This is a genomic window from Ectopseudomonas composti, from assembly GCF_001567565.1.
GTDB classification, from domain to species: domain Bacteria; phylum Pseudomonadota; class Gammaproteobacteria; order Pseudomonadales; family Pseudomonadaceae; genus Aquipseudomonas; species Aquipseudomonas composti_A.
Genome location: NZ_LSSW01000029.1, coordinates 231,787 through 253,970, shown reverse-complemented (window position 1 = coordinate 253,970; position 22,184 = coordinate 231,787). Strand labels below are relative to the sequence as shown.

Genomic DNA, 22,184 nt, shown 5'->3' with positions numbered 1-22,184 from the left:
TTATGTTTTGTTACAACCTTGAACGACGCATTACCGTTCACGAGACGAGTGCGGCGCAAACCCACCAATAGAAGAAGAACAACATGGCCCTATGCAGCACGAGCGAAATCCCTCAGCAGGCATTCCAGCAATGGTGGCAACAGCAAGGCGACTGGGTCGAAGAACCCAACGTTCGTCGCGGTGGTAAAAGCGGCGTACAACGCCTGCTGGATGCAAACGGCGTGCTCTACGCCAAGAAACAGATCGGCCACATCTATCGCAGCCTGCTGCATCCGCAGGGGCGCCCCACCGTCTTGCGCGAACGCAAAGCCTTGCAGGCGCTGCCCTCTCTAGGGGTGCTGGTACCGAAAATGATCTATTGCGGCATCGACTACGATGCCCAGGAAGGCTGGCGCGGCCTGCTGGTCACCGAGGCCCTGGAAGGCTTCGAGAACATCGAGCACTGGTATGAGCAAGGTGGCCGGCAAGCCTGCGGTGAAGCCGTACACAGCCAGTTGCTGCAACTTGTCGGTGTCACGCTGGCGCGCATGCACCTGGGCCGCTGGCAGCACGGCTGCCTGTATGCCAAGCACATCTTCGTACGCGTTGACGGCGAAACGCCGCAGGTGGCCCTGCTGGATCTGGAGAAAAGCCGTCGTCGCCTGACCCGCGTCCAGGCCGCCCAGCACGACCTGCCCCAGCTGCGCCGCCACAGCCCCTGGTGCGACGCAGACTGGCAGCAACTGCTGCAAGGTTATCGCCAGGTCTTCGCCGACGGCGCCAAGGGCCTCGGCACAGAGCTTGCCTAAGTAAACGACTGCCGGCCCTGCACCGGTAGTCTTGTATCGGCAACATCCGTATCCCCCCACCAGGAAGTGGCTCTAGCGCGCGCCTTTGCGCCAGGCAAAGAGTAAGTCTGCAGGCGACTGCAGCTGCCAGGACCGGCCGTTACAGGGCGCCATCACGGGCACCTAAGGTTACGTTAAGACGTTACCCGCACCATGGTTGAACAAACCGACGCGGCCTGTGTCTCAGCACAGCCCCGGCGGGTGCCAGCCATGTGACAGAACCGTTCGTCGCACAGAACGGCAGTATCGAAATGGGTGATCTAGGTTTAGCGAACAGCGTTTGGCAGCGCTTTCAAGGGGTTAGCAAAATGAAGTTAGGAATAGCACGAGGTTTGTTTCTCGGCCTCGCCCTCAGCGTAACGGCGATTGCTGCCGCCGCCTGGCAGGAGCCCGGCCCGCGCGTACTGGAAACCCATGACTGCTCAGCACTGGCCCCCTGCCCCATTGCGCCCCTGCGTAAACAGGGGCAACCAGTGGCCAAGCCCGACGCCAACCTGCTGGTGCTGATGTTCGGCCTCAGCGGCGCGCTGAAGGGCGAGCACTAAGCCACAGCACAGCCCACTGTTCGCCAGGTGATGCACCCTGTATCTGCAGGTGAATCGCCTGGCGGCTCGTACCCGCGCAACCCGAGCAGACGCACCGTTCATCGATCCCCATCCCTCGCGAACGCCCTTTTGCTGCAGAAATTGCCCCCTGGAATGGCCGGATAGTGGCGTTTTAGAGCCTTCCGTTCAGTTTTGATTAAGTAATAATCCTTATCGTTGCCCTGGAAGTGACCAATTGGTCACAGGCGTTTGGCTGGCAGTCGAGAACGTCACCGATGAAGATCACAGGAGATGCAACGATGAACTCAACCGCTTCCCGAACCGGCAACACCCTGCGTCCCGTAGCCAAGGACACCGCCCAGACCGCTCTGCACCAACTGGTACAGGGCTTTCGGCGTTTTCGTCAGGAGGTCTACCCGCAGCAGCAGGCGCTATTCAAGCGCCTGGCCTCGGCACAGTCGCCCAGCGCGATGTTCATCACCTGCGCCGATTCGCGCATCGTGCCGGAGCTGATCACCCAGAGCGACCCCGGCACCCTCTTCGTCACCCGCAACGTGGGCAACGTGGTGCCACCCTACGGACAGATGAACGGCGGCGTCTCCACCGCCATCGAATACGCGGTACTGGCGCTAGGCGTGCAGCACATCATCGTCTGCGGCCATTCCGACTGTGGCGCGATGAAAGCCGTGCTCAACCCGGCCAGCCTCGATGGCATGCCCACGGTACGTGCCTGGCTGCGCCACGCCGAAGTGGCGCGCAGCGTGGTGGCGGACAACTGCAGCTGTGGCAGCGCCCACGAAACCCTCGGTGTGCTGACCGAGGAGAACGTGGTGGCCCAACTCGACCACCTGCGGACCCATCCCTCGGTCGCCGCGCGCATCGCCAGTGGCCAGCTGCACATCCACGGCTGGGTCTACGACATCGACAGCGGCGGCATTCGCGCCTATGACGCAGCCTCGGGCAACTTCCTGGCGCTGGACGGCGACGAGCAGCCCTGCGCCACCCCGCAACCGCGCTACGCCAGCGCCTGATCACTCGTTTCCCCCTGCCTGCGCCTGGAACGGCGCGGGTACTGGCTGCTTTTGTTCACGAGGTGGACAAGGAGAGATAGCACCATGAATGTATTTCGCACACTGCCACGGGACGCGCTGGCGTCCGTGGTGGTCTTTCTCGTCGCCCTGCCGCTGTGCATGGGCATTGCCATCGCCTCCGGCATGCCGCCGGCCAAGGGCCTGATCACCGGCATCATCGGCGGTCTGGTGGTCGGCTTCATCGCCGGCGCACCACTGCAAGTCAGTGGTCCGGCAGCCGGCCTGGCGGTGCTGGTATTCGAGCTGGTACGCACCCACGGCATGGCCGCGCTCGGCCCGGTATTGCTGCTCGCCGGCCTGATCCAGCTGGTCGCTGGCAGCCTGCGCCTGGGCGGCTGGTTTCGCGTCACTGCGCCGGCGGTGGTCTACGGCATGCTCGCCGGCATCGGCATCCTCATCGTACTGTCGCAAGTGCACGTGATGATCGATGCCTCGCCTCAGGCATCGGGCCTGGACAATTTGCTGGCCTTTCCCGGTGCCGTGCTCGATGCCCTGAGCCTGGCCGGTGGCAATGCCATGATCGCCGGAGCGGTGGGTCTCGGCACCATCGCCAGCATCTGGCTGTGGGAGCGCTTTCGTCCGGCGCCGCTGCGCTTTCTGCCCGGCGCCCTGGTTGGCGTGACACTGGCCACGCTGATCAGTCTCTGGCTGACCTTGCCGGTCAAGCGTGTGGAGCTGCCGGCCAATCTTGGCGACGCCATCGACTGGATCACCCCGCAGGGGCTCGCCAGCCTGGCCGACCCGCAACTGCTGATCGCGGCATTGGCGCTGGCCTTCATCGCCAGCGCCGAGACCTTGCTCTCCGCCGCCGCCGTCGACCGCATGCACGATGGCCCGCGCGCGCGGTTCAACCGTGAGTTGTCGGCCCAGGGCATTGGCAACATGCTCTGTGGCGCGGTCGGTGCGCTGCCGATGACCGGCGTGATCGTGCGCAGCTCGGCCAACGTCCAGGCCGGCGCACGCGGCCGCGCCTCGACCATCCTCCACGGCGCCTGGTTGCTGGCCCTGGTCGCCCTGCTGCCCAGCGTACTGCAGAGCATTCCGGTGGCCAGCCTCGGCGCGGTACTGGTATACACCGGCTGCAAGCTGGTCGATCCCAAGGCCATGCGCAGCCTCGGTCAGTATGGCCGCGCGCCTGTGTTCATCTACGCCGCCACAGCGCTGTGCATCGTCCTCACCGACCTGCTGACCGGCGTGCTGGTGGGCTTCGCCATGACCCTGCTGAAGCTGGTGTGGAACGCCTCGCGCCTGCGCGTGAAGCTGGTAGCCACCGGCCCGGACAGCGCCGAGCTGCGCATGAAGGGCGCGGCGACCTTCCTGCGCGTACCGCAACTGGCGGCCGTCCTCGGCGAAGTCGCTCCGGGCACGCGCCTGCAGGTGAGCCTGGCCAACGTGCGCTACATCGACCACGCCTGCATGGAACTGCTGGAAGACTGGGGCCGCTCTGCCCGAGCCCAAGGCGGCGGGCTGGATATCGTCGAAGGCGCGGCGTTGAAACGCCGGGTGGAAGGCCGGCAACGCACCGCACTGGCCTGATCGCAACACATTGCGCATGGTGGCGCATACAAACCAGGCGAAATCGCCACTCTATTGAGTTGCTATCACTCGCTTGAGGCCCACCATGCGGTCGCCCCATTGCCCAGCGCCTCAACCTCGGCGCCCGTGGCGCGGGTAAAACCGCCGCCGGCACCAGCTTGCAAGCCCAGCAGCCGATCGACCAGGCCAACGCGGCCAATACCCATCGCCTGCAACAGGCGCTGAAACAGGCGCAATAGCCACAACCGATCGCAACCTGAACGGCAGCCGTCCGACTTTCACAAAGGCCGTAGCCCCCGGAACCCACGAAGCGGCGAAAAGTCTGCAACACAGGCGTATAACTCACGCCTGCAGTCTCGGCAGCCGGCCCTCCGGCACCCCCCTCCCTGTCGAAGCATCGCGGAACCCACACCTTATGGATTGGCACCAAGCCCTCACCGACAGCCTGATCTGGCTGGCCATCGCTTCACTGTGCACCCTCGTCGGCTTCAGCCTCACCGCCTTCGCCCTGGTGCGATTCACCCGCTGGGGTCGCCAGTTCTGGCAGATCGCCGGGCCCTACCTCAACCCGCGCAACAGCTGGCGACCGCTGCTGACCTTCGCCCTGCTCCTGCTGCTGTCGCTATTCGCGGTGCGCATGAACGTGCTGTTCTCCTTCTGGTACAACGGCTTCTACAGCGCCTTGCAGGAGCTGGATCAGCAGGCGTTCTGGTTCATGCTGGGGATCTTCGCCATCCTCGCCGCCATCCATGTCACGCGGGCGCTGTTCGACTTCTACGTCAACCAGGCGCTGAGCATCCACTGGCGCACCTGGCTAAACCAGCGCCTGACCGATGACTGGCTCAAGGGCGATGCCTACTACCGTGGCCAGTTCCTCGACCAGCCGATCGACAACCCCGACCAGCGTATCGAGCTGGACGTCGCCGCCTTCGTCTCCGGCTCGCTGCGACTCTCGCTAGGCGCGGTCAGCTCGCTGGTCTCGCTGGTGGCCTTCAGCGCCATTCTCTGGGGGCTGTCCGCACCACTGACGGTGGCCGGCGTGGAAATCCCCCGGGCCATGGTATTCGCCGTGTACATCTACGTGATCATCGCCACACTGATCGCCTTCCGCCTCGGCCGCCCGTTGATCCGCCTGAACTTCCTCAACGAGCAGCGCTCGGCCAACTTCCGTTACGCCCTGGTGCGCCTGCGCGAATACGCCGAGAACGTCGCCTTCTACCAGGGCCGTGACGTGGAGCGGCGCACCCTGCTGGGCCGCTTCGCCGCATTGGTGGAAAACCTCTGGGCGCTGGTCTACCGAACCCTGAAATTCGACGGTTTCAACCTCGGCGTCAGCCAGGTAGCCGTGGTCTTCCCCTTCATCATCCAGGCGCCGCGCTTCTTCAGCGGCGCCATCAAGCTCGGCGACGTGATGCAGACCGCGCAGGCCTTCGGCCAGGTGCAGGACGCCCTGTCGTTCTTCCGCAGCAGCTACGACGCCTTCGCCCAGTACCGCGCCACCCTCAACCGCCTGAGCGGCCTGCTCGACGCCAACCAGCAGGCCCGCGAACTGCCGCACGTCACCACCCACGCCCAAGCCAGCGGCTTGTACGTCGAAAACCTGCACCTGCAACGCCCGGACGGCCAGCTGCTGGTCGATGGCCTCAACCTTGACCTGCACGCTGGCCAGGCCCTGCTGGTGCGCGGCCCCTCCGGTTGCGGCAAGACCACCCTGCTGCGCGCCCTGGCGGGCCTCTGGCCCTACGCCGACGGCCAGGTGGCGCGGCCCACCGGGCACCAGGCGCTGTTCCTCGCGCAACGCCCGTACCTGCCACTGGGCGATCTGCGCAGCGCCCTCGCCTACCCCGCCGAACCGGGCGACGACCGCGAGCGTATGCAACAGGTGCTGGAGCAAGTCTGCCTACCGCACCTGGCAGGCCGCCTGGACGAACCCGGCGACTGGAGCCGGGTATTGTCCCTGGGCGAACAACAACGCCTGGCCTTTGCCCGCCTGCTCTACAACCGCCCGGCGGTGGCTTTTCTCGACGAATCCAGCTCGGCGATGGACGAAGGTCTGGAGCAGTCGCTCTACACCCTGCTGCGCCGCGAGTTGCCCGACACCCTGCTGATCAGCGTCGGCCACCGCCACACCCTCGCCGCCTTCCACAGCCACCAGCTCGACCTGGACGGCAAAGGCGCCTGGCAACTGAGTAGCCGCAACGGCTGATTCAAAGCAAAGCGCCATAGCCTTTCGGGCTATGGCGCAGAGCCTTCATTTCGCAGTAAGGTCGGTGCATCGCCCTCGCAAGGACGCACCATGGCCAGCAAACCCAGCAGCGCCCGCCAGCACAAGCACTTCGCCGTCCTGATCGATGCAGACAACGCCCCCGCAGCCATAGTCGAAGGCCTTTTCGAAGAGATCGCCAAGTACGGCGTCGCCAGCGTCAAGCGCATCTATGGCGACTGGACGCAGCCCAACCTCGGCAGTTGGAAGAAAGTGCTGCTCGAACACTCCATCCAGCCGATCCAGCAGTTCGCCTACACCAAGGGCAAGAACGCCACCGACAGCTCGCTGATCATCGATGCCATGGACCTGCTCTACACGCGGCGTTTCGAAGGTTTCTGCCTGGTTTCCAGCGACAGCGACTTCACTCGTCTGGCCGCCCGGATACGTGAAGAAGGCCTGGAAGTCATCGGTTTCGGTGAACAGAAAACACCCAAACCGTTCGTTTCGGCCTGCGACAAATTCATCTATACCGAGCTGCTGCGCAACGACGCACCGGCTGCGGAGCCTGAAAGCGCCATCAGCGACGCATCTGCCGCAGCACCGACACCTGCCGCCTCGGCGGAAAGCAAACCCGCCGCGCAACCAACACCGAGCAAGGTCAAACCACTGAAAGTGCCGGTGGACTTCATCGCCAAAGTGATCGACGACAACTCCGATGAGGACGGTTGGTGCCACCTGGGCCTGCTGGGCTCGAACATCAGCAAGATACGCTCGGACTTTGACGCGCGGATGTACGGTTTCAAGAAGCTGAGCGACCTGATCAAGGCGCAAAATGACCGCTTTGAGCTGCAAGTTCTGGGGGCGACCACGACCGGTGGTCAGGCTCTCGCCGTGCGAAATCGAAAACCGAGCAAATGATAGGAACTCACCACTCCCCCTTCGCGAGGCCTGAACGCACACCGGGCGCAAAGCCTCTCTCGTGTATGGAAAAGGGGGACTGATCGCGTTCTTTCAGCGATCTTGATTGGCTGAGAGATTTTCGCGGCTGAAGCCGCTCCTACAGATTGGGGGCTTTGGGTCGCGCTGAAGCCCCTCCTACAAAAGCTCGACGATACCGGCCAGCCTCCGCTTTCACGCTCCGGCGATCAAACGCGCGATGATCTCTCGAAGCTGGGGATGCTCCGGCACCCGAATGCCGAACTCCTCGCGCAACACCTTCAGGACCTCGTCGACACCCTGCAACTGCACCCGTTCACTGGCCTGTCCCAGGCGATGGATGGCGAAGCTGCCATTGTTCAGCGTCTTGCGCAGGCCTGGTCCAGTGCGCGCAGCGATCATCTGGCCAAGAAAGGGCGAATCTGGGTGGGTGCACACGTACCAGTTACCCACCACGTAATCGATATCCGCCACCTTCTGCAGATCGAACAGATACATCGCCCGCCAGCTGCCGGCCACCAATGCACGCAGGGTGTAGGTGCCGTCCACCAGTGTCAGGCGATAGGGCTCATGCGGCGTGAACTGCTGCGCCTCGCTGTCGAGCAGCAAGGGCCCGGTCGGCACCATGCCGCCGAAGCCGACATCGGTGATGTAGCGCACACCATCGATGGTTACCAGCACCAGCATATGGGTGCGAGCCGGCAGAGCATCTTCCGGGCCGCCCATCACCACGCGGCCGGTCAAACCGCGCGCGTCGAAGCCCAAGGCCTGCAACAGCAGCAGGTACAGGCGGTTGAGCTCGAAGCAGTAACCGCCACGGCCCTGGCGCAGGAGCTTGTCCTGGATCGCCGCTGGCTCGACCTCCACCGGTACCCGCAGCATGCTCGCCAGGGTTTCGAAGGGAAACTCGGCGGTGTGCCGCGCCTGCAGTTCGCGCAGAGTGTCGAGGGTCGCCGGGGGCGCCGAGCAATAGCCCAGACGCCCGAGATAGGTGTGTAGATCCAGCAACAATGGCGCTGTCATCGTGCATCTCCCTTTTCTACCTGGCGACCGTTTTACCAGAGGACATGGATAGACGACATGCCACAAGCCACCTGCCGTAATCGAATCAGCGCCTTCGGTTTGCGGCAACCGGCACATACAAACCGGCAAAAATGCGCCAATCTGTCTTCCAGCACACACGCTCGTTCGAGGACTCCATGATGCGCCTGCACCGCTTCTGCACCTTTGCCCTGTTGTTCGCCCTGAGCGGCTGCGGCGCCGGGGAGACGGCCGCCACGGCCTCGCTCCAGGCGGAGCAGGCCAAACAGGCGCAGCAGCAGATGGAGCAACTCAAACAGCAGATCGACCAGGCCAATGCGGCGAGCACCCAGCGCCTGCAACAGGCCATCGATCAGGCGCAGTGAGCGGCGGCCCGTGGCTGGGAACAATGCGCCGCCTGATACCAGGAAGGCCGCTCGCATGACCGTAATGCTGTTCACATAAGAAATGGTCGGACGCGATTAGTCCCCTCGCCCCTTTGGGGAGAGGGTTAGGGCGGGCCGCGTTCGGAGAGGGGAAAACTGGCAGGTTTGCGGTGTTTTCGGCCCTCTCCCCCAGCCCCCGCCCTGCGCCCCAGCCCTTCGCAGAGCTCAGGGCGCTTCAGCGGGCGAAGCAGTGCTTCGCTATTTCCGCTTACGCCCCATAAATGGGAGAGGGGAGCCAAACGCGTGCAACCTTAAGCGAACAGCATTACGGCCAGAGCCGGGCTTTTTCTTCAATGCCTTGCCGCTATCCACTGGTAACGGACATTCGGCACTTTCCTGATAGCCATAAGCCTTTATAGTACGCGCCCCTATCAGCACTACGACAAGGATGTATTCCGGATGTCTTCGCTCAAGTCTGCCGCCATGCTGGCAGCCGCCATCATCGTCAGCGGTTGTTCCACTGCCACCTGGGTCAAACTCCCCGACGATAGCGCCCTCATCGTCAATGAACGCCCGGCGCAGCACAACCAAGGCCTGGTCAAGACGCGTCCGTTCTCCTGGGGCGCAGCAGGCGGCGTGCCTTATCGCCTGGAAGACAAACAGTCGCATGTCATCCAGAGCGGCCGCCTGAAGACACGCTTTCGCGTTGCCTCGATCTTCTGGCCGCCGGTGGGCATCGCCTACTGGCCGATGGGCTTCGGCCAGCGCTGCTACGACCTGACTGGCCCGACGCCACAAACCTGCACCTATCAGGATCTGGTCGACCTGCGGAAAAACCACCGCCTTTCCCGCTGACGAAAAAGGGGAGCCAATGGCTCCCCTTTTTTCTGCCCGTTCGAATCAACCATTGCTACCAGCGCCGTAAGGTTGGTCAGGTATTGCATCGCTGGTGCTTGCACGTTCATTCGCGGCTGAAGCCGCTCCTACGAGAAGCCCAAGCACCGCGACACTGCGACCAAGAAAAAGGCCGATCTCGCGACCGGCCTTTTGCTTCAGTGCTGCAGCTCATTCAGCCATTGCTGGGGAAGGCGAACTGCGCTGCTTCGTGGCTCTTGCGTGCCGGCCAGCGTTGGGTGATGGCCTTCTTGCGGGTGTAGAAGCGCACGCCGTCCGGGCCGTAGGCATGCAGGTCGCCGAACAGCGAGCGCTTCCAACCGCCAAAGCTGTGGTAGCTCACCGGCACCGGCAGCGGCACGTTGACGCCAACCATGCCCACTTCGATTTCGTCGCAGAACAGATTTGCGGCTTCACCATCGCGGGTGAAGATGCAGGTGCCGTTGCCGTATTCATGATCGTTGATCAGCTGTATGGCTTCTTCCAGGCTGCCGACGCGGACGATGCACAGCACCGGGCCGAAGATCTCCTCCTTGTAGATGCGCATGTCAGGCTTGACCCGGTCGAACAGGGTGCCGCCGACGAAGTAGCCATTCTCGTGACCGGCCACGCTGTAACCACGGCCATCGACCACCAGCTTGGCACCCGCAGCAACACCGTCATGGATGTAGCCCACTACCTTGTCACGTGCAGCAGCAGTGACCAGCGGCCCCATATCCAGGCCGCACTGAGTACCGGCACCGATTTTCAGTGCCTGGATCTGCGGCACGATCTTGCTGACCAGCGCGTCAGCGATCTGGTCGCCCACGCACACGGCCACCGAGATGGCCATGCAGCGCTCGCCGCAGGAGCCGTAGGCCGCGCCCATCAGCGCGCTGACAGCGTTGTCCAGGTCGGCGTCGGGCATCAGTACGGCGTGGTTTTTGGCCCCGCCGAGGGCCTGCACGCGCTTGCCGCGCTTGGTGCCTTCGCTGTAGATGTACTCGGCGATCGGCGTCGAGCCAACGAAGCTCAGGGCCTTGACCTCGGGCGCCTCGATCAGCGCGTCGACCGCGTCCTTGTCGCCATTGACCACGTTGAGCACGCCCTTGGGCAGACCGGCCTGCAGCAGCAGCTCGGCAATCAGCAGGGTTGAGCTGGGGTCACGCTCGGACGGTTTGAGGATGAAGCAGTTGCCGCAGACGATGGCCAGTGGGTACATCCACAGCGGCACCATGGCCGGGAAGTTGAACGGGGTGATCCCGGCGACCACGCCAATGGGCTGCAGATCGGTCCAGGCGTTGATGTTCGGGCCGACGTTGCGGCTGTATTCGCCCTTGAGGATTTCCGGGGCAGCGCAGGCGAACTCGACGTTCTCGATACCACGCTTGAGCTCACCGACGGCGTCTTCGAGGGTCTTGCCATGCTCGGCGCTGATCAGTGCGGCGATCTCGTTTTCGTTCTGCTCCAGCAGTTGCTTGAAGCGGAACATGATCTGCGCGCGCTTGGCCGGCGGCGTGTTGCGCCAGGCCGGGAAGGCCGCCTTGGCGGCGTCGATGGCCAGTTGCATGGTGGCACGGTCGGCCAGACCCACGGCGCTGGTGGAGTCGCCGGTGGACGGGTTGTACACCGGAGCGCTGCGATCGTTGCCGGCAACGCGTTCGCCGTTGATCAGGTGAGGGATGTGGCTCATGGGAATCTCCAAAGTCAGGTGGGTGGGAGGGGTTTTCGCCGTGACCGTATGAATGTCGCGGCTCAAACCCCTGCCACAGGAATCAGTCCAGCGTGTTCAGCACGTCGCCGACGGCGTTGAAGACGCGGTCGAGGTCTTCCATCTTGGCGTTGAAGGTCGGCCCGAACTGCAGGGTGTCGCCACCGAAGCGCACGTAGAACCCGGCCTTCCACAGGGCCATGCCGGCCTCGAAGGGACGGATCACCGCGTCGCCGTCACGCGGGGCGATCTGCAGAGCGCCAGCCAGGCCGCAGTTGCGGATGTCGACGATGTGCTTGGCCCCCTTGAGGCCATGCAGGGCGGCCTCGAACTTCGGTGCCAGCTCGGCGGACTGCTGGATCAGGTTCTCGCGCTTGAGCAGTTCCAGCGTGGCAAGGCCGGCGGCGCAGGCCACCGGGTGCGCCGAGTAAGTGTAGCCATGGGTGAACTCGATCATGTGCTCAGGCGACGGCTGCTGCATGAAGGTGTTGTAAATCTCGCTGCTGGCGATCACCGCGCCCAGCGGGATGGCGCCGTTGGTGATCTGCTTGGCGACGTTCATCAGGTCCGGGGTGACGCCGAAGAATTCCGCGCCGCTCCACTTGCCCATGCGGCCGAAGCCGGTGATCACTTCGTCGAAGATCAGCAGGATGTTGTGCTGCGTGCAGATTTCGCGCAGGCGTTGCAGGTAGCCCACCGGCGGCACGATGGCGCCAGCGGAGCCGGACATCGGCTCGACGATCACCGCCGCAATGTTCGAGGCGTCGTGCAGCTCGATAAGTTTAAGCAGTTCGTTGGCCAGCTCCACGCCACCGGTTTCGGCCATGCCCCTGGTGAAGGCCATGCCCGGCTGCAGGGTGTGCGGCAGGTGGTCGGCGTCCATCAGTTGGCCGTACATCTTGCGGTTGCCGCCGATGCCACCGAGGGCGGTGCCGGCGATGTTGACCCCGTGGTAGCCACGGGCACGGCCGATGAAGCGGGTCTTGGAGGCCTGGCCTTTCAGACGCCAGTAGGCCTTGGCCATCTTCACCGCGGTGTCGGCGCACTCGGAGCCGGAGCCGGTGAAGAACACATGGTTGAGTTCGCCCGGCATCAGGTCGGCGACCTGCTCGGCCAGCTTGAACGACAGCGGGTGGCCGTACTGGAAGCCCGGCGAATAGTCGAGGGTGCCGAGCTGCTTGGCCACGGCTTCCTGAATTTCCTTGCGCGAGTGACCGGCGCCGCAGGTCCACAGGCCCGACAGGCTGTCGTAGACCTTGCGGCCCTGGTCGTCGGTCAGCCAGCTACCTTCGGCACCGACGATCAGACGCGGGTCGCGCTGGAAGTTGCGGTTGGCGGAGAACGGCATCCAGTGCGCATCCAGCTTGAGCTGGCTGGCCAGGGACGGGGTTGCGGTCTGCGGCATGTTCATCTGGGTGGCCTCGGCAGTGGCGGTGTGATCGGGGGCTTGGTGGGAGGGGCTTTAGCCGCGACTGTCGACAGCCATCGCGGCTGAAGCCGCTCCTACAAGTAAGGGCATCAGTTGCCAGCAAAGGTGCCACGGGCATAGAGTCAGTAAAACAATACTCTTCTTATCTTCAGTTCAAGGCCTACTAAACAAATGAGCAGCCGCCGTCCCGATCCGCTGGCCCAGGTCAGCGACTTTGAAATCCGCCTGCTCAAACTGTTTCGCAGCGTGGTGGAATGTGGCGGTTTTTCCGCTGCGGAAAGCGCCCTGGGCATCGGCCGCTCGGCCATCAGCCAGCAGATGAGCGACCTGGAACAGCGCCTCGGTCTGCGCCTGTGCCAGCGCGGCCGCGCCGGTTTCGCCCTCACCGAGGAAGGCCGCGAGGTGTACCAGAGCACCCTGCAACTGCTGGCAGCGCTGGAGAGCTTTCGCACCGAGGTCAACGGCCTGCACCAGCACCTGCGTGGCGAGCTGAACATCGGCCTGACCGACAACCTGGTGACCATCCCGCACATGCGCATTACCAATGCCCTGGCCCGCCTCAAGGTGCAGGGGCCGGACGTACGCATCCATATCCGCATGACGCCGCCCTCGGAAGTGGAACAGGGCGTGCTCGACGGCCGCCTGCACATCGGCGTGGTGCCGCAGGTCGGCGCCCTCTCCGGTCTGGAATACCAGGCGCTGTACGACGAACGCTCGCTGCTCTACTGCGCCGTCGGCCACCCGTTGTTCTACGTCGATGACCAGCAGCTCGAAGACCAGCGGCTCAACGCCCAGGAGGCCATCGCCCCGACCTTTCGTGTCCCCCCTGAAGTGCAAAGCCACTATCAGGCACTGAACTGCACGGCCAGCGCCTCGGATCGTGAAGGCATGGCCTTTCTGATCCTCACCGGGCGTTACATTGGCTACCTCCCGGATCACTATGCCCAGGCCTGGGTACAACAGGGACGCCTGCGCACACTCAAAGCGAGCAGCCGCTACTACGACATCAACCTGGCCGCTGTAACCCGCAAGGGGCGACGCGCACACCTGGTGCTGGAGAGTTTTCTCGAAGCCCTGGCCGAGGCCTGATTCACGCACCACGCCAACGCACGACGCACCAAACCCGAGCAAGATTCTCAGCGCACGCGCTCAATCCGAGGTTCAGGCCCTGCGACGCGACAGGCTTTCGAGTCGGGCAAAGCGCAGAGGTTTTTGCCGGCTTCTCGTCGTCATATAAATGACGGCAAGTTTCTTGCTGGCAGATCGCCAGAGAGGTTTGCACCTCCCCCCCCCCAAACGCCCTGGCCGTAGGCTTGGCTGTCGTGACTCCTGGTTTTCGAGGCTTGAAATGTTTTTCTTCACCCCGGTTCTGACGTTGATGAACCGCGCGCGCTATGCCCACAAGTTCCTACTGATCTTCGCTGTGTTCATGCTGCCCTACTGCTGGCTGTCGATCAGCAAACTGGCCGATGTCAACGATGCACTGGAGCAATCGCATCATGAATTGCATGGCCTGCAGACCATCGAGCAGTACCTGCCGGTGTACCGCCAGGCACTGGAGCAGGCGGGCATGCATGTGATCGGCTACGCCCGTAACAAGGATGACGCCAAACAGGAAATCGAGCGGCGCAGCGAATCGCTGGTGAACAATATCGGTGCCCTCAATGCCTGGCTCGACGGCAGCCAGTTCGTCAACATGAAGCTGGCCGCAGCCGACCCTGGCAAAGCCCTGGACAAGAAGCTGTCGGTACAGGGACTGAGTTCGCAGATGATCGAACACATGGCCGCCGTGCACGTCCTGAGCGCCAACATGCGCGAGATCGCCGCCGCCTCCAAGCTGAGCCAGGACAGCAACCCACGTATCTATCGCAACGTGGATCTGCTGCTCAACCAGATGCTGCCGCTGTACGAGGCGCTCAACCAGACCCGCGCCTACGCCAGCTACATGACCGCCTACGGCTTCCTCGAATCCTCGTCGCGCCCGGCCATCGTCAACCAGCTCAATACCCTGCAACGCTATGCCGAAGGCGCCGAGGCCAAAGGCAATGCCGAGGCGCAGCAGCTGATGCGCGACGCGGCACGCAGCGGTGCCGAACAGTACAAGCGCGAGATCATCGACACTTACACGCAGAGCGGCTACTTCGACCAGAAGGGGGTGGAGCAGTGGCTGCAGCGTTACCAGTCCTACGCACCGCAGGCTGCCGAACTGGACAAGGCCAGCAGCCTGCTGCTGGAGGAAACCGCCGCACTGCTGCAAAGACGCGCCGACGCCAACCAGCGCGAGCTGGGTCTGTGGGCCGGCTCCCTGCTGCTGGTGGTAAGCGTGCTGGTGTACCTGTTCATCGGTTTCTACCTTTCGGTCCGTGGCGCCATTCGCGACCTGACCAGCGCCACACGGCGCATGGCCGAAGGTGACCTGCGCCAGCGCGTGGAAACTGCAGCACGCGACGAACTGGGCGACCTGGCCCAGGACTTCAACGAGATGCAGGCACGCATGAGCGAGCTGATCGCTCAGGTCGCAGATTTTTCCGAAACCACCCTGGACAAGGCGCAGAGCGTCAGCGACAGCGCTTCCACCAGCCAGCGCAGCGTCGAGCGCCAGGCCAGCGAGCTGGAACTGATCGCCACCTCGATGAGCGAGCTGGTCAGCAACGTTCAGGAGGTCAGCCAGAACTCTCACGTCACCGCCGACAAGGCCAACACGGCGGGTGAGAAATGCCGCGAAGGCCGGGTGCAGGTCGACCATGCGGTTTCACGCATCACCCAGTTGTTCAGCGAGATGGACGACTCCATCGGCGCCATCACCTCGGTGGAGAAGGAAAGCAAAGAAATCGCCAAGGCCGTCGACCTGATCAAGAGCGTCGCCGAACAGACCAACCTGCTCGCGCTCAACGCCGCCATCGAGGCGGCGCGGGCCGGCGAGCAGGGCCGCGGTTTCGCCGTGGTGGCCGACGAGGTACGCAGCCTGGCGATCCGTTCTCACGAGCTGACCGGCGAGATCGACCAGACCATTGCCCGCCTGCGTCAGCAGGTCGGCAGCGCGGTGAAGACCATTCGTGGCAGCCACCAGAGCGCGGCGCAGAGCGTCGAGCAGATCACCCTGACGGCCAGCATCTTCGAGCAGATCACCGGCAGCATGGATCAGATCATCGACCACAATATCCAGATCGCCTCGGCGGCCGAGCAACAGGCGGCAGTGGTGCAAGGCGTGGAACAGAACACACTGGAGATCAAGAGCCTGAGCGAGAGCAACGCCCACGAAGCGCAGAGCACGGTGAACGTCAGCGACGAGATGACCGGCATGACCCGCAACCTGCACGGCCTGCTCGCCAACTTCAAGGTGTGACCGACACAACCGTGGGCAGCCACTGCCCACGGCCGACCAGGCAGCGTGACATGGCCGACTTTAACGGGCTTTTTCACGCCCAGATGCTTGTCACCCGGCCAAGGCTGGGGTATCTGTGCAATCGCTCCGCTCCCAGATCACTCCGGAATCGCCCATGACCTTCGAAGTCCACGCACACAGCGCCAGCGGCAAGCCCGCCGGACGCATCCGCCAGAAGAACGAAGAAGCCATCATCAAGGCTGCCGAGGAAGAGTTCGCCCGGCATGGCTTCAAGGGCACCAGCATGAACACCATCGCGCAGAACGTCGGCCTGCCCAAGGCCAACCTGCACTATTACTTCAGCAATAAGCTGGGTCTGTATCTGGCGGTACTGAGCAACATCCTCGAACTCTGGGACAGCACCTTCAACAACCTCAGCGTCGAGGACGATCCGGCCGAGGCGCTGGAGCGCTACATTCGCGCCAAGATGGAGTTTTCCCGGCGTCATCCGAAAGCCTCGCGCATCTTCGCCATGGAAGTGATCAGCGGCGGTGAGTGCCTGTCGCAGTACTTCAACCAGAACTACCTGGACTGGTTTCGCGGCCGCGCCGCCGTGTTCGAAAGCTGGATCGCCGCCGGCAAGATGGACCCGGTCGACCCGATTCATCTGATCTTCCTGCTGTGGGGCAGCACTCAGCACTACGCCGACTTCGCCTCGCAGATCTGCCGCGTGAAGCAGTGCTCGCGGCTGACCAAGCAGGACTTCGAGGAAGCCTCCGACCAGCTGGTGCAGATCATCCTCAAGGGCTGCGGCCTGACGCCTGCCGCCAAAGCCTGATGGCGTTCACCCTGCTCGGCCCTTGCGAATACCGCGAGGAGATTCGCAAGAGCCGCTTCATCGCCCTCGCCGCGCCGATTGCCAGCGCGGCCGAAGCGCAAGCCTTCATCGACCGCTACAGCGAACCGGCCGCCTCGCACAACTGCTGGGCATGGAAGGTCGGTAACCAGTACCGCTTCAACGACGACGGCGAGCCCGGCGGTACCGCTGGCAGACCGATACTGGCGGCCATCGAAGGGCAGGACTGCGACCAGGTGGTGGTGCTGGTGATTCGCTGGTACGGCGGCATTCAGCTCGGCACCGGCGGTCTGGCCCGCGCCTATGGCGGCAGCGCAGCCAAGTGCCTGCAGGCTGGCGAACGCCGCGAACTGGTCGTGCGCCAGACCTTTACCTGTCACCTGCAGTTCGCCGAATTGCCAGTATTCAAGGCGCGCCTGAACGACTTCGACAGCCTGATCGAAAGCGAGGCCTACGACGCCACCGGCGCGCGCCTGCAGCTGGCCGTGGCACCGGCCGAGCGCGCCACGCTGGAGCGGCTGCTGGGCGATATCAGCCGTGGCCGCGAGAGCCTGAAAGCGCCCTGAAGCGCGCGACCGGCAAACCGCTTGCGGCCGCAGCCAGGGCGCCTGGCTGACAGAGCAAGTACGCTATGCTGACGCGCCTCACTCATCCGTCATGGAGCCTGAATATGACTGCGCCTCGATCCATTTTGATCATCGGTGCCTCACGCGGCCTCGGCCTTGGTCTGGCCAGTGAATTCGCCGCCCAGGGCTGGGCCGTTACCGCGACCGTGCGCAGCGCCGCGCAACATGCGCCGCTGCAGGCACTGCCCGGCGTTCGCGTGGAGCAGTTGGAGATGACCGATCCGGGCAGCCTCGAGCAGTTGGCCGGTCGCCTGAGCGGTCAGCAGTTCGACGTCATCTTCGTCAACGCCGGGGTTGCCGGCCCCGCGCACCACAGCACCGCACAGGCCAATGCCGAGGAAATGGGCCAGTTGTTCCTGACCAACGCCGTCGCCCCGCTGCGGGTAGCCGAACGCCTGCTGCCGCAGCTGTCGGCCGAGCATGGCCTGATCGTGTTCATGAGTTCGATCCTCGGCAGCATCGAGGCCGGCGCCGGCCTGGGCATGCCGCTGTACGGCGCCAGCAAGGCCGCGCTCAACCACCTCGTGCAGTGCTTCGTGCGCGGCCAGGACAATCCGCACCTCGGCGTACTGCTGATGCACCCCGGCTGGGTGCGCACCGACATGGGCGGCGCCGACGCCCCGCTGGACATCGACAGCAGCTGCAAGGGCATGGTCCAACACGTCAGCGCCGCCGTCGGCCAACCCGGTCTGCGCTATCAGGACTTCGAGGGCAATCCGCTGCCCTGGTAAGCCTTGCTGCGAACCGATATTGGTCAGTGCCATCGATGGATTGAACCCACGAAACCCATCGATGGCCCCCGGGTTTCGCTGCGCTCTACCCAGGCTACTGGCTGATACCCCCTCAGGCGGGCGCTGCTTTTGTGGGAGGGGCTTTAGCCGCGAACGCTCGCATACGGTGCATTGAGCGCCGCGCACGGAGAGACGCGCACCAATGACAGGCACGACCGTGCGCTCGGCCATGGACGAGCGCGCAGAAAATGGTTTTCTGACTCACTGGCCAGGTTTTTGCTTTAGCCCCGCTCAGTTCTCTCCATGAGCGTTTCCCATGTCCGCCCCACCTGCTTCCCCACGCCTGCAGCTGACCGCCATCAGCAAGCAGTACCCTGGCTGCCTGGCCAACGACCGTATCGACCTGGCCATCGCCCCCGGCGAGATCCGCGCCCTGCTCGGCGAGAACGGCGCCGGCAAGAGCACGCTGATGAAGATCATCTACGGCGTGACCCAGCCCAGCAGCGGCGAGATTCGCTGGCAGGGCGAACGGTTGAGCATGCGCGATCCGGCCATGGCGCGCCGTCTGGGTATCGGCATGGTGTTCCAGCATTTCTCGCTGTTCGAGACCCTGAGCGTGGCCGAGAACATCGCCCTGGCCATGGGCGCGCAGGCCGGTACGCCGGAGCAGCTGGAGGCGAAAATTCGCGAGGTGTCGCAGCGCTACGGCATGGCGCTGGAGCCGACCCGGCTGGTGCACAGCCTGTCCATCGGCGAGCGTCAGCGGGTGGAGATCGTCCGTTGCCTGATGCAGGACATCAAGCTCTTGATCCTCGACGAGCCCACTTCGGTGCTCACCCCGCAGGAGGCCGACGAGCTGTTCGTCACCCTGCGTCGCCTGGCCGCCGAAGGCTGCAGCATCCTCTTCATCAGCCACAAGCTCGGCGAGGTGCGCGCACTGTGCCAGAGCGCCACGGTGCTACGCGGCGGCCAGGTATCCGGTCATTGCGTGCCGGCAGAATGCAGCGACCTGGAACTGGCGCGACTGATGGTCGGCGATGCCGAGGGGCTGGAAAGCAGCTACCCGAAAGTCAGCGGCGGCCTGCCACGACTGCGCGTCGATGATCTGAGCTGGCACAACCCCGATCCCTTCGGCTGCTCGCTCGAACGTATACGCCTGGAGGTGCGCAGCGGCGAGATCGTCGGCATCGCGGGCGTAGCTGGCAATGGTCAGGACGAATTGCTCGCCCTGCTCAGCGGTGAAACGCGCCTATCACGCAGCGAACGCGAGCGGATCAGCCTGGATGCCGCGCCGGTGGCCAATCTGCACCCGGATGCACGCCGTGGGCTGGGCCTGGCCTTCGTGCCCGCCGAACGCCTCGGCCATGGTGCGGTGCCGGAGATGAGCCTGGTGGACAACGCCCTGCTCACCGCCTTCGGCCAGGGCCTGGTCAAGGGCGGCCTGGTGCAGCGCGGCAAGGTACGCGCGCTGGCCGAGCAGATCATCCAGCGCTTCGCGGTGAAGACGCCGAATGCCGACACCGCCGCGCGCAGCCTGTCTGGCGGCAATCTGCAGAAATTCATCCTCGGCCGCGAGATTCTGCAAAACCCGAAACTGCTGGTGGCCGCGCACCCGACCTGGGGCGTGGACGTCGGCGCCGCTGCCGCCATCCACCGCGCGCTGATCGCCCTGCGTGATGCCGGCGCGGCGATCCTGGTGATCTCCGAAGACCTCGACGAGCTGTTCCAGATCAGCGACCGCATCGGCGCGCTGTGCAGCGGGCGCCTGTCGCCGCTGGCCGACACCGCGCAGGTTTGCCCCGTGGAAGTCGGCCGCTGGATGGCCGGCGAATTCGATCAACCCGCCGCCGCTGCGGCCTGCTGACGGAGCCCGTCATGCTGTTATCCCTGGAACCGCGCGGCCAGACGTCGCGCCCCATGCTCTGGCTGTCGCCACTGCTTGCCGCCATGCTGACACTGGTGAGCGGCATGCTGCTGTTCGCCCTGCTCGGCCATGACCCGCTGCAGACCCTGCACACCCTGCTGATCGCCCCGGTCAGCGACTGGTACGGCGTATCCGAATTGCTGGTCAAGGCGCTGCCGATTCTGCTCTGCGCCCTGGGCCTGGCAGTGGCCTACCAGGCGCGCATCTGGAACATCGGCGCCGAAGGCCAGCTGCTACTCGGCGCCCTGGCCGGCAGCGCCATGGCCCTGCAACTGATCGATTGGGAAAGTCGCTGGGCGCTGGCCTGGGTCGTGCTGGCCGGCACCTGCGCGGGTGCGGCCTGGGCCGGGCTGACCGCCTGGCTGCGCACGCAGTTCAACGCCAACGAAATCCTCACCAGCATCATGCTCAACTACATCGCGCTGAACCTGCTGCTGTTCTTCGTGCATGGCCCGCTGAAAGACCCCGCTGGTTTCAACTTCCCCGAGTCGGCGATGTTCGGCGATGCCAGCCGTCTGCCGCTGGTCAGCGAAGACGGGCGCCTGCACGGCGGCCTGTACCTGGCGCTGCTGGCCCTGGTGGCGGTGTGGGTGCTGCTGCACAAGAGCTTTCTCGGCTTCCAAATCAAGGTGCTAGGTCTGGACAAGCGCGCCGCTGGTTTCGTCGGTTTCCGCGAGAAGCGCCTGGTGTGGTTCGCCCTGCTGGTCAGCGGCGCGCTGGCCGGGCTGGCAGGTGTCGGCGAAGTGGCCGGGCCGATTGGCCAACTGGTGCCGCAGGTATCGCCCGGCTACGGCTATGCAGCGATCACCGTGGCCTTCCTCGGCCGACTCAACCCGCTCGGTATCGTCGCTGCCAGCCTGCTGATGGCGCTGCTGTACCTGGGCGGCGAGAACGCGCAGATGAACCTCAACCTGCCGCAGGCGATAACCCAACTGTTCCAGGGGATGATGCTGTTCTACCTGCTGGCCTGTGACGTGCTGATCCTCTACCGGCCACGGCTGAAGTGGAAATGGGCGAAGCGCGAGAGGCTCGCTGAAGCGACCACCTGACTCCTATTTTCTTGTGGGAGTGGCTGTAGCCGCGACAAAAGCTCGCCGCTGAAGCGCCTCCCACAACGAGCATGAAAGCAAAGGAATCCCCATGGATCTCGACCTGTTGACCAATATCTTCTACGCCATGGCCCGCACCGGCACACCGCTGTTGCTGGTGGCCCTGGGCGAACTGGTGTGCGAGAAGAGCGGCGTGCTCAACCTCGGCCAGGAAGGCATGATGCTGTTCGGCGCGGTGATCGGTTTTATCGTCGCCTTCAGCACCGGTAGCCTGTGGCTCGGCGTGCTGCTGGCGATTGCCGCCGGCATGCTGCTGTCGCTGCTGTTCGCCGCCGTGGCGCTGGGCTTCAACGCCAACCAGGTGGCCACCGGGCTGGCCCTGACCATCTTCGGCGTCGGCCTGTCCACCTTCGTCGGCGCCGCCTGGGTCGGCAAGCCGCTGACCGGTTTCGAGCCCATTGTCATCCCGCTGCTGTCCGATATCCCACTGATCGGGCGCATGCTGTTCGCCCAGGACCTGCTGGTCTACCTGTCCTTCGCCCTGTTCGCGCTGGTGGCCTGGGTGCTGCTGAAAAGCCGTATCGGCCTGATCATCCAGGCCGTTGGCGAGAACCCGGACGCCGCCAGTGCCATGGGCCTGCCGGTGCTGCGCGTGCGCACCCTGGCGGTGCTGTTCGGCGGCGCCATGGCCGGTTTGGCGGGCGGCTACCTGTCGCTGGCCTACACGCCGATGTGGGCGGAGAACATGACCGCCGGGCGCGGCTGGATCGCCCTGGCGCTGGTGGTGTTCGCCAGTTGGCGGGTACTGCGCGTGCTGCTCGGCGCCTACCTGTTCGGCCTGGCCAGCATCCTCCATCTGGTGGCGCAGGGCATCGGCCTGTCGATTCCGTCGAACCTGCTGGCGATGCTGCCCTACGTCGCCACCATCGTCGTGCTGGTCCTGCTCTCGCGTGATGCGATCAAGACCCGGCTGTACGCGCCGGTATCGCTGGGCCAGCCTTGGCAGCCGGGGCATTAGTGCGCCCATGAATCGCGGCTGAAGCCGCTCCCACAGAAGCCTGCCCACGGGTGTCATATGGGCCCGTGGGAGGGGCTTTAGCCGCGACAAGCCTT

The 22,184-nt window shown here is 64.3% G+C and carries 19 protein-coding genes; 16 read left to right on the top strand and 3 right to left on the bottom strand.

Annotated elements, in window-relative coordinates; all coding sequences use genetic code 11:
• The first annotated feature begins 83 nt into the window (after positions 1–83).
• The 6 genes from PCLY_RS17710 (at position 84) to PCLY_RS17680 (ending at position 7,123) form a co-directional block, all read left to right on the top strand.
• Positions 84–788 (top strand): lipopolysaccharide kinase InaA family protein, encoded by a 705-nt coding sequence (locus PCLY_RS17710; protein WP_061240934.1) that lies wholly within the window; start codon positions 84–86, stop codon positions 786–788.
• Positions 789–1,135: 347 nt separating this feature from the next.
• Positions 1,136–1,372 carry a hypothetical protein gene (locus tag PCLY_RS17705; RefSeq protein ID WP_061240933.1) on the top strand — a complete coding sequence of 79 codons (237 nt, stop codon included), beginning with the start codon at positions 1,136–1,138 and terminating at the stop codon, positions 1,370–1,372.
• 299 nt (positions 1,373–1,671) lie between these two features.
• Entirely contained in the window at positions 1,672–2,403 is a 732-nt protein-coding gene (locus PCLY_RS17700; RefSeq protein WP_061240932.1) for a carbonic anhydrase, read from the top strand.
• An 84-nt stretch (positions 2,404–2,487) separates the two neighbouring features.
• Positions 2,488–3,999, top strand: coding sequence for a SulP family inorganic anion transporter (locus PCLY_RS17695; RefSeq protein WP_061240931.1), 1,512 nt, complete (start codon positions 2,488–2,490; stop codon positions 3,997–3,999).
• Between the two features lie 415 nt (positions 4,000–4,414).
• A complete protein-coding gene (locus PCLY_RS17685) occupies positions 4,415–6,205 on the top strand; it encodes an ABC transporter ATP-binding protein/permease (protein WP_061240929.1) in 1,791 nt (596 codons plus the stop codon).
• A 90-nt stretch (positions 6,206–6,295) separates the two neighbouring features.
• The gene (locus PCLY_RS17680; RefSeq protein WP_061240928.1) at positions 6,296–7,123 is read left to right on the top strand and encodes an NYN domain-containing protein; all 828 of its coding nucleotides are present in this window, start codon (positions 6,296–6,298) and stop codon (positions 7,121–7,123) included.
• A 213-nt stretch (positions 7,124–7,336) separates the two neighbouring features.
• Here the strand turns inward: PCLY_RS17680 and PCLY_RS17675 are convergent, their stop codons facing one another.
• Positions 7,337–8,164 carry an arylamine N-acetyltransferase family protein gene (locus PCLY_RS17675; RefSeq protein ID WP_061240927.1) on the bottom strand — a complete coding sequence of 276 codons (828 nt, stop codon included), beginning with the start codon at positions 8,162–8,164 and terminating at the stop codon, positions 7,337–7,339.
• Between the two features lie 176 nt (positions 8,165–8,340).
• On the opposite strand from PCLY_RS17675, the gene PCLY_RS17670 reads away from it, so the two are divergent.
• On the top strand, positions 8,341–8,547 hold the full coding sequence (locus tag PCLY_RS17670; protein WP_197432201.1) for a hypothetical protein: 207 nt from the start codon (positions 8,341–8,343) through the stop codon (positions 8,545–8,547).
• Between the two features lie 459 nt (positions 8,548–9,006).
• Positions 9,007–9,402, top strand: a complete 396-nt coding sequence (locus tag PCLY_RS17665) for a phosphatidylethanolamine N-methyltransferase family domain-containing protein (RefSeq protein ID WP_061240925.1) — start codon at positions 9,007–9,009, stop codon at positions 9,400–9,402.
• 214 nt (positions 9,403–9,616) lie between these two features.
• Here PCLY_RS17665 and PCLY_RS17660 read toward each other — a convergent pair whose 3' ends face one another.
• Together PCLY_RS17660 and aptA are read right to left on the bottom strand one after the other, a co-directional pair.
• Positions 9,617–11,113, bottom strand: coding sequence for a CoA-acylating methylmalonate-semialdehyde dehydrogenase (locus PCLY_RS17660; protein WP_061240924.1), 1,497 nt, complete (start codon positions 11,111–11,113; stop codon positions 9,617–9,619).
• An 82-nt stretch (positions 11,114–11,195) separates the two neighbouring features.
• Positions 11,196–12,542 (bottom strand): omega-aminotransferase AptA, encoded by a 1,347-nt coding sequence (gene aptA / locus PCLY_RS17655; RefSeq protein ID WP_061240923.1) that lies wholly within the window; start codon positions 12,540–12,542, stop codon positions 11,196–11,198.
• A gap of 189 nt (positions 12,543–12,731) precedes the next feature.
• Between aptA and PCLY_RS17650 the strand changes: the two genes are divergently transcribed.
• The 8 genes from PCLY_RS17650 to PCLY_RS17615 all read left to right on the top strand — a co-directional run bounded on the left by PCLY_RS17650 (position 12,732) and on the right by PCLY_RS17615 (position 22,089).
• The gene (locus PCLY_RS17650; protein WP_061240922.1) at positions 12,732–13,649 is read left to right on the top strand and encodes a LysR family transcriptional regulator; all 918 of its coding nucleotides are present in this window, start codon (positions 12,732–12,734) and stop codon (positions 13,647–13,649) included.
• A gap of 259 nt (positions 13,650–13,908) precedes the next feature.
• Positions 13,909–15,906 carry a methyl-accepting chemotaxis protein gene (locus PCLY_RS17645; RefSeq protein ID WP_061240921.1) on the top strand — a complete coding sequence of 666 codons (1,998 nt, stop codon included), beginning with the start codon at positions 13,909–13,911 and terminating at the stop codon, positions 15,904–15,906.
• A 154-nt stretch (positions 15,907–16,060) separates the two neighbouring features.
• Entirely contained in the window at positions 16,061–16,723 is a 663-nt protein-coding gene (locus PCLY_RS17640) for a TetR/AcrR family transcriptional regulator (RefSeq protein WP_061240920.1), read from the top strand.
• On the top strand, positions 16,723–17,307 hold the full coding sequence (locus tag PCLY_RS17635; RefSeq protein WP_061240919.1) for an IMPACT family protein: 585 nt from the start codon (positions 16,723–16,725) through the stop codon (positions 17,305–17,307). Before PCLY_RS17640 ends, PCLY_RS17635 begins: the two co-directional genes overlap by 1 nt.
• 104 nt (positions 17,308–17,411) lie before the next feature.
• Positions 17,412–18,098 (top strand): SDR family oxidoreductase, encoded by a 687-nt coding sequence (locus tag PCLY_RS17630; protein WP_061240918.1) that lies wholly within the window; start codon positions 17,412–17,414, stop codon positions 18,096–18,098.
• A gap of 316 nt (positions 18,099–18,414) precedes the next feature.
• Positions 18,415–19,962, top strand: coding sequence for an ABC transporter ATP-binding protein (locus tag PCLY_RS17625; RefSeq protein ID WP_061240917.1), 1,548 nt, complete (start codon positions 18,415–18,417; stop codon positions 19,960–19,962).
• A gap of 11 nt (positions 19,963–19,973) precedes the next feature.
• Positions 19,974–21,071 carry an ABC transporter permease gene (locus PCLY_RS17620; protein WP_061240916.1) on the top strand — a complete coding sequence of 366 codons (1,098 nt, stop codon included), beginning with the start codon at positions 19,974–19,976 and terminating at the stop codon, positions 21,069–21,071.
• 91 nt (positions 21,072–21,162) lie between these two features.
• Positions 21,163–22,089, top strand: a complete 927-nt coding sequence (locus PCLY_RS17615) for an ABC transporter permease (RefSeq protein WP_061240915.1) — start codon at positions 21,163–21,165, stop codon at positions 22,087–22,089.
• The last annotated feature ends 95 nt before the right edge of the window (positions 22,090–22,184 follow it).

What these genes read in the sequence shown, in the direction of transcription:
- PCLY_RS17710 (WP_061240934.1), top strand. Translation starts at nt 84, where the DNA reads ATGGCCCTATGCAGCACGAGCGAAATCCCTCAGCAGGCATTCCAGCAA.
- PCLY_RS17705 (WP_061240933.1), top strand. Translation starts at nt 1,136, where the DNA reads ATGAAGTTAGGAATAGCACGAGGTTTGTTTCTCGGCCTCGCCCTCAGC.
- PCLY_RS17700 (WP_061240932.1), top strand. Translation starts at nt 1,672, where the DNA reads ATGAACTCAACCGCTTCCCGAACCGGCAACACCCTGCGTCCCGTAGCC.
- PCLY_RS17695 (WP_061240931.1), top strand. Translation starts at nt 2,488, where the DNA reads ATGAATGTATTTCGCACACTGCCACGGGACGCGCTGGCGTCCGTGGTG.
- PCLY_RS17685 (WP_061240929.1), top strand. Translation starts at nt 4,415, where the DNA reads ATGGATTGGCACCAAGCCCTCACCGACAGCCTGATCTGGCTGGCCATC.
- PCLY_RS17680 (WP_061240928.1), top strand. Translation starts at nt 6,296, where the DNA reads ATGGCCAGCAAACCCAGCAGCGCCCGCCAGCACAAGCACTTCGCCGTC.
- PCLY_RS17675 (WP_061240927.1), bottom strand. Translation starts at nt 8,164, where the DNA reads ATGACAGCGCCATTGTTGCTGGATCTACACACCTATCTCGGGCGTCTG.
- PCLY_RS17670 (WP_197432201.1), top strand. Translation starts at nt 8,341, where the DNA reads ATGATGCGCCTGCACCGCTTCTGCACCTTTGCCCTGTTGTTCGCCCTG.
- PCLY_RS17665 (WP_061240925.1), top strand. Translation starts at nt 9,007, where the DNA reads ATGTCTTCGCTCAAGTCTGCCGCCATGCTGGCAGCCGCCATCATCGTC.
- PCLY_RS17660 (WP_061240924.1), bottom strand. Translation starts at nt 11,113, where the DNA reads ATGAGCCACATCCCTCACCTGATCAACGGCGAACGCGTTGCCGGCAAC.
- aptA (WP_061240923.1), bottom strand. Translation starts at nt 12,542, where the DNA reads ATGAACATGCCGCAGACCGCAACCCCGTCCCTGGCCAGCCAGCTCAAG.
- PCLY_RS17650 (WP_061240922.1), top strand. Translation starts at nt 12,732, where the DNA reads ATGAGCAGCCGCCGTCCCGATCCGCTGGCCCAGGTCAGCGACTTTGAA.
- PCLY_RS17645 (WP_061240921.1), top strand. Translation starts at nt 13,909, where the DNA reads ATGTTTTTCTTCACCCCGGTTCTGACGTTGATGAACCGCGCGCGCTAT.
- PCLY_RS17640 (WP_061240920.1), top strand. Translation starts at nt 16,061, where the DNA reads ATGACCTTCGAAGTCCACGCACACAGCGCCAGCGGCAAGCCCGCCGGA.
- PCLY_RS17635 (WP_061240919.1), top strand. Translation starts at nt 16,723, where the DNA reads ATGGCGTTCACCCTGCTCGGCCCTTGCGAATACCGCGAGGAGATTCGC.
- PCLY_RS17630 (WP_061240918.1), top strand. Translation starts at nt 17,412, where the DNA reads ATGACTGCGCCTCGATCCATTTTGATCATCGGTGCCTCACGCGGCCTC.
- PCLY_RS17625 (WP_061240917.1), top strand. Translation starts at nt 18,415, where the DNA reads ATGTCCGCCCCACCTGCTTCCCCACGCCTGCAGCTGACCGCCATCAGC.
- PCLY_RS17620 (WP_061240916.1), top strand. Translation starts at nt 19,974, where the DNA reads ATGCTGTTATCCCTGGAACCGCGCGGCCAGACGTCGCGCCCCATGCTC.
- PCLY_RS17615 (WP_061240915.1), top strand. Translation starts at nt 21,163, where the DNA reads ATGGATCTCGACCTGTTGACCAATATCTTCTACGCCATGGCCCGCACC.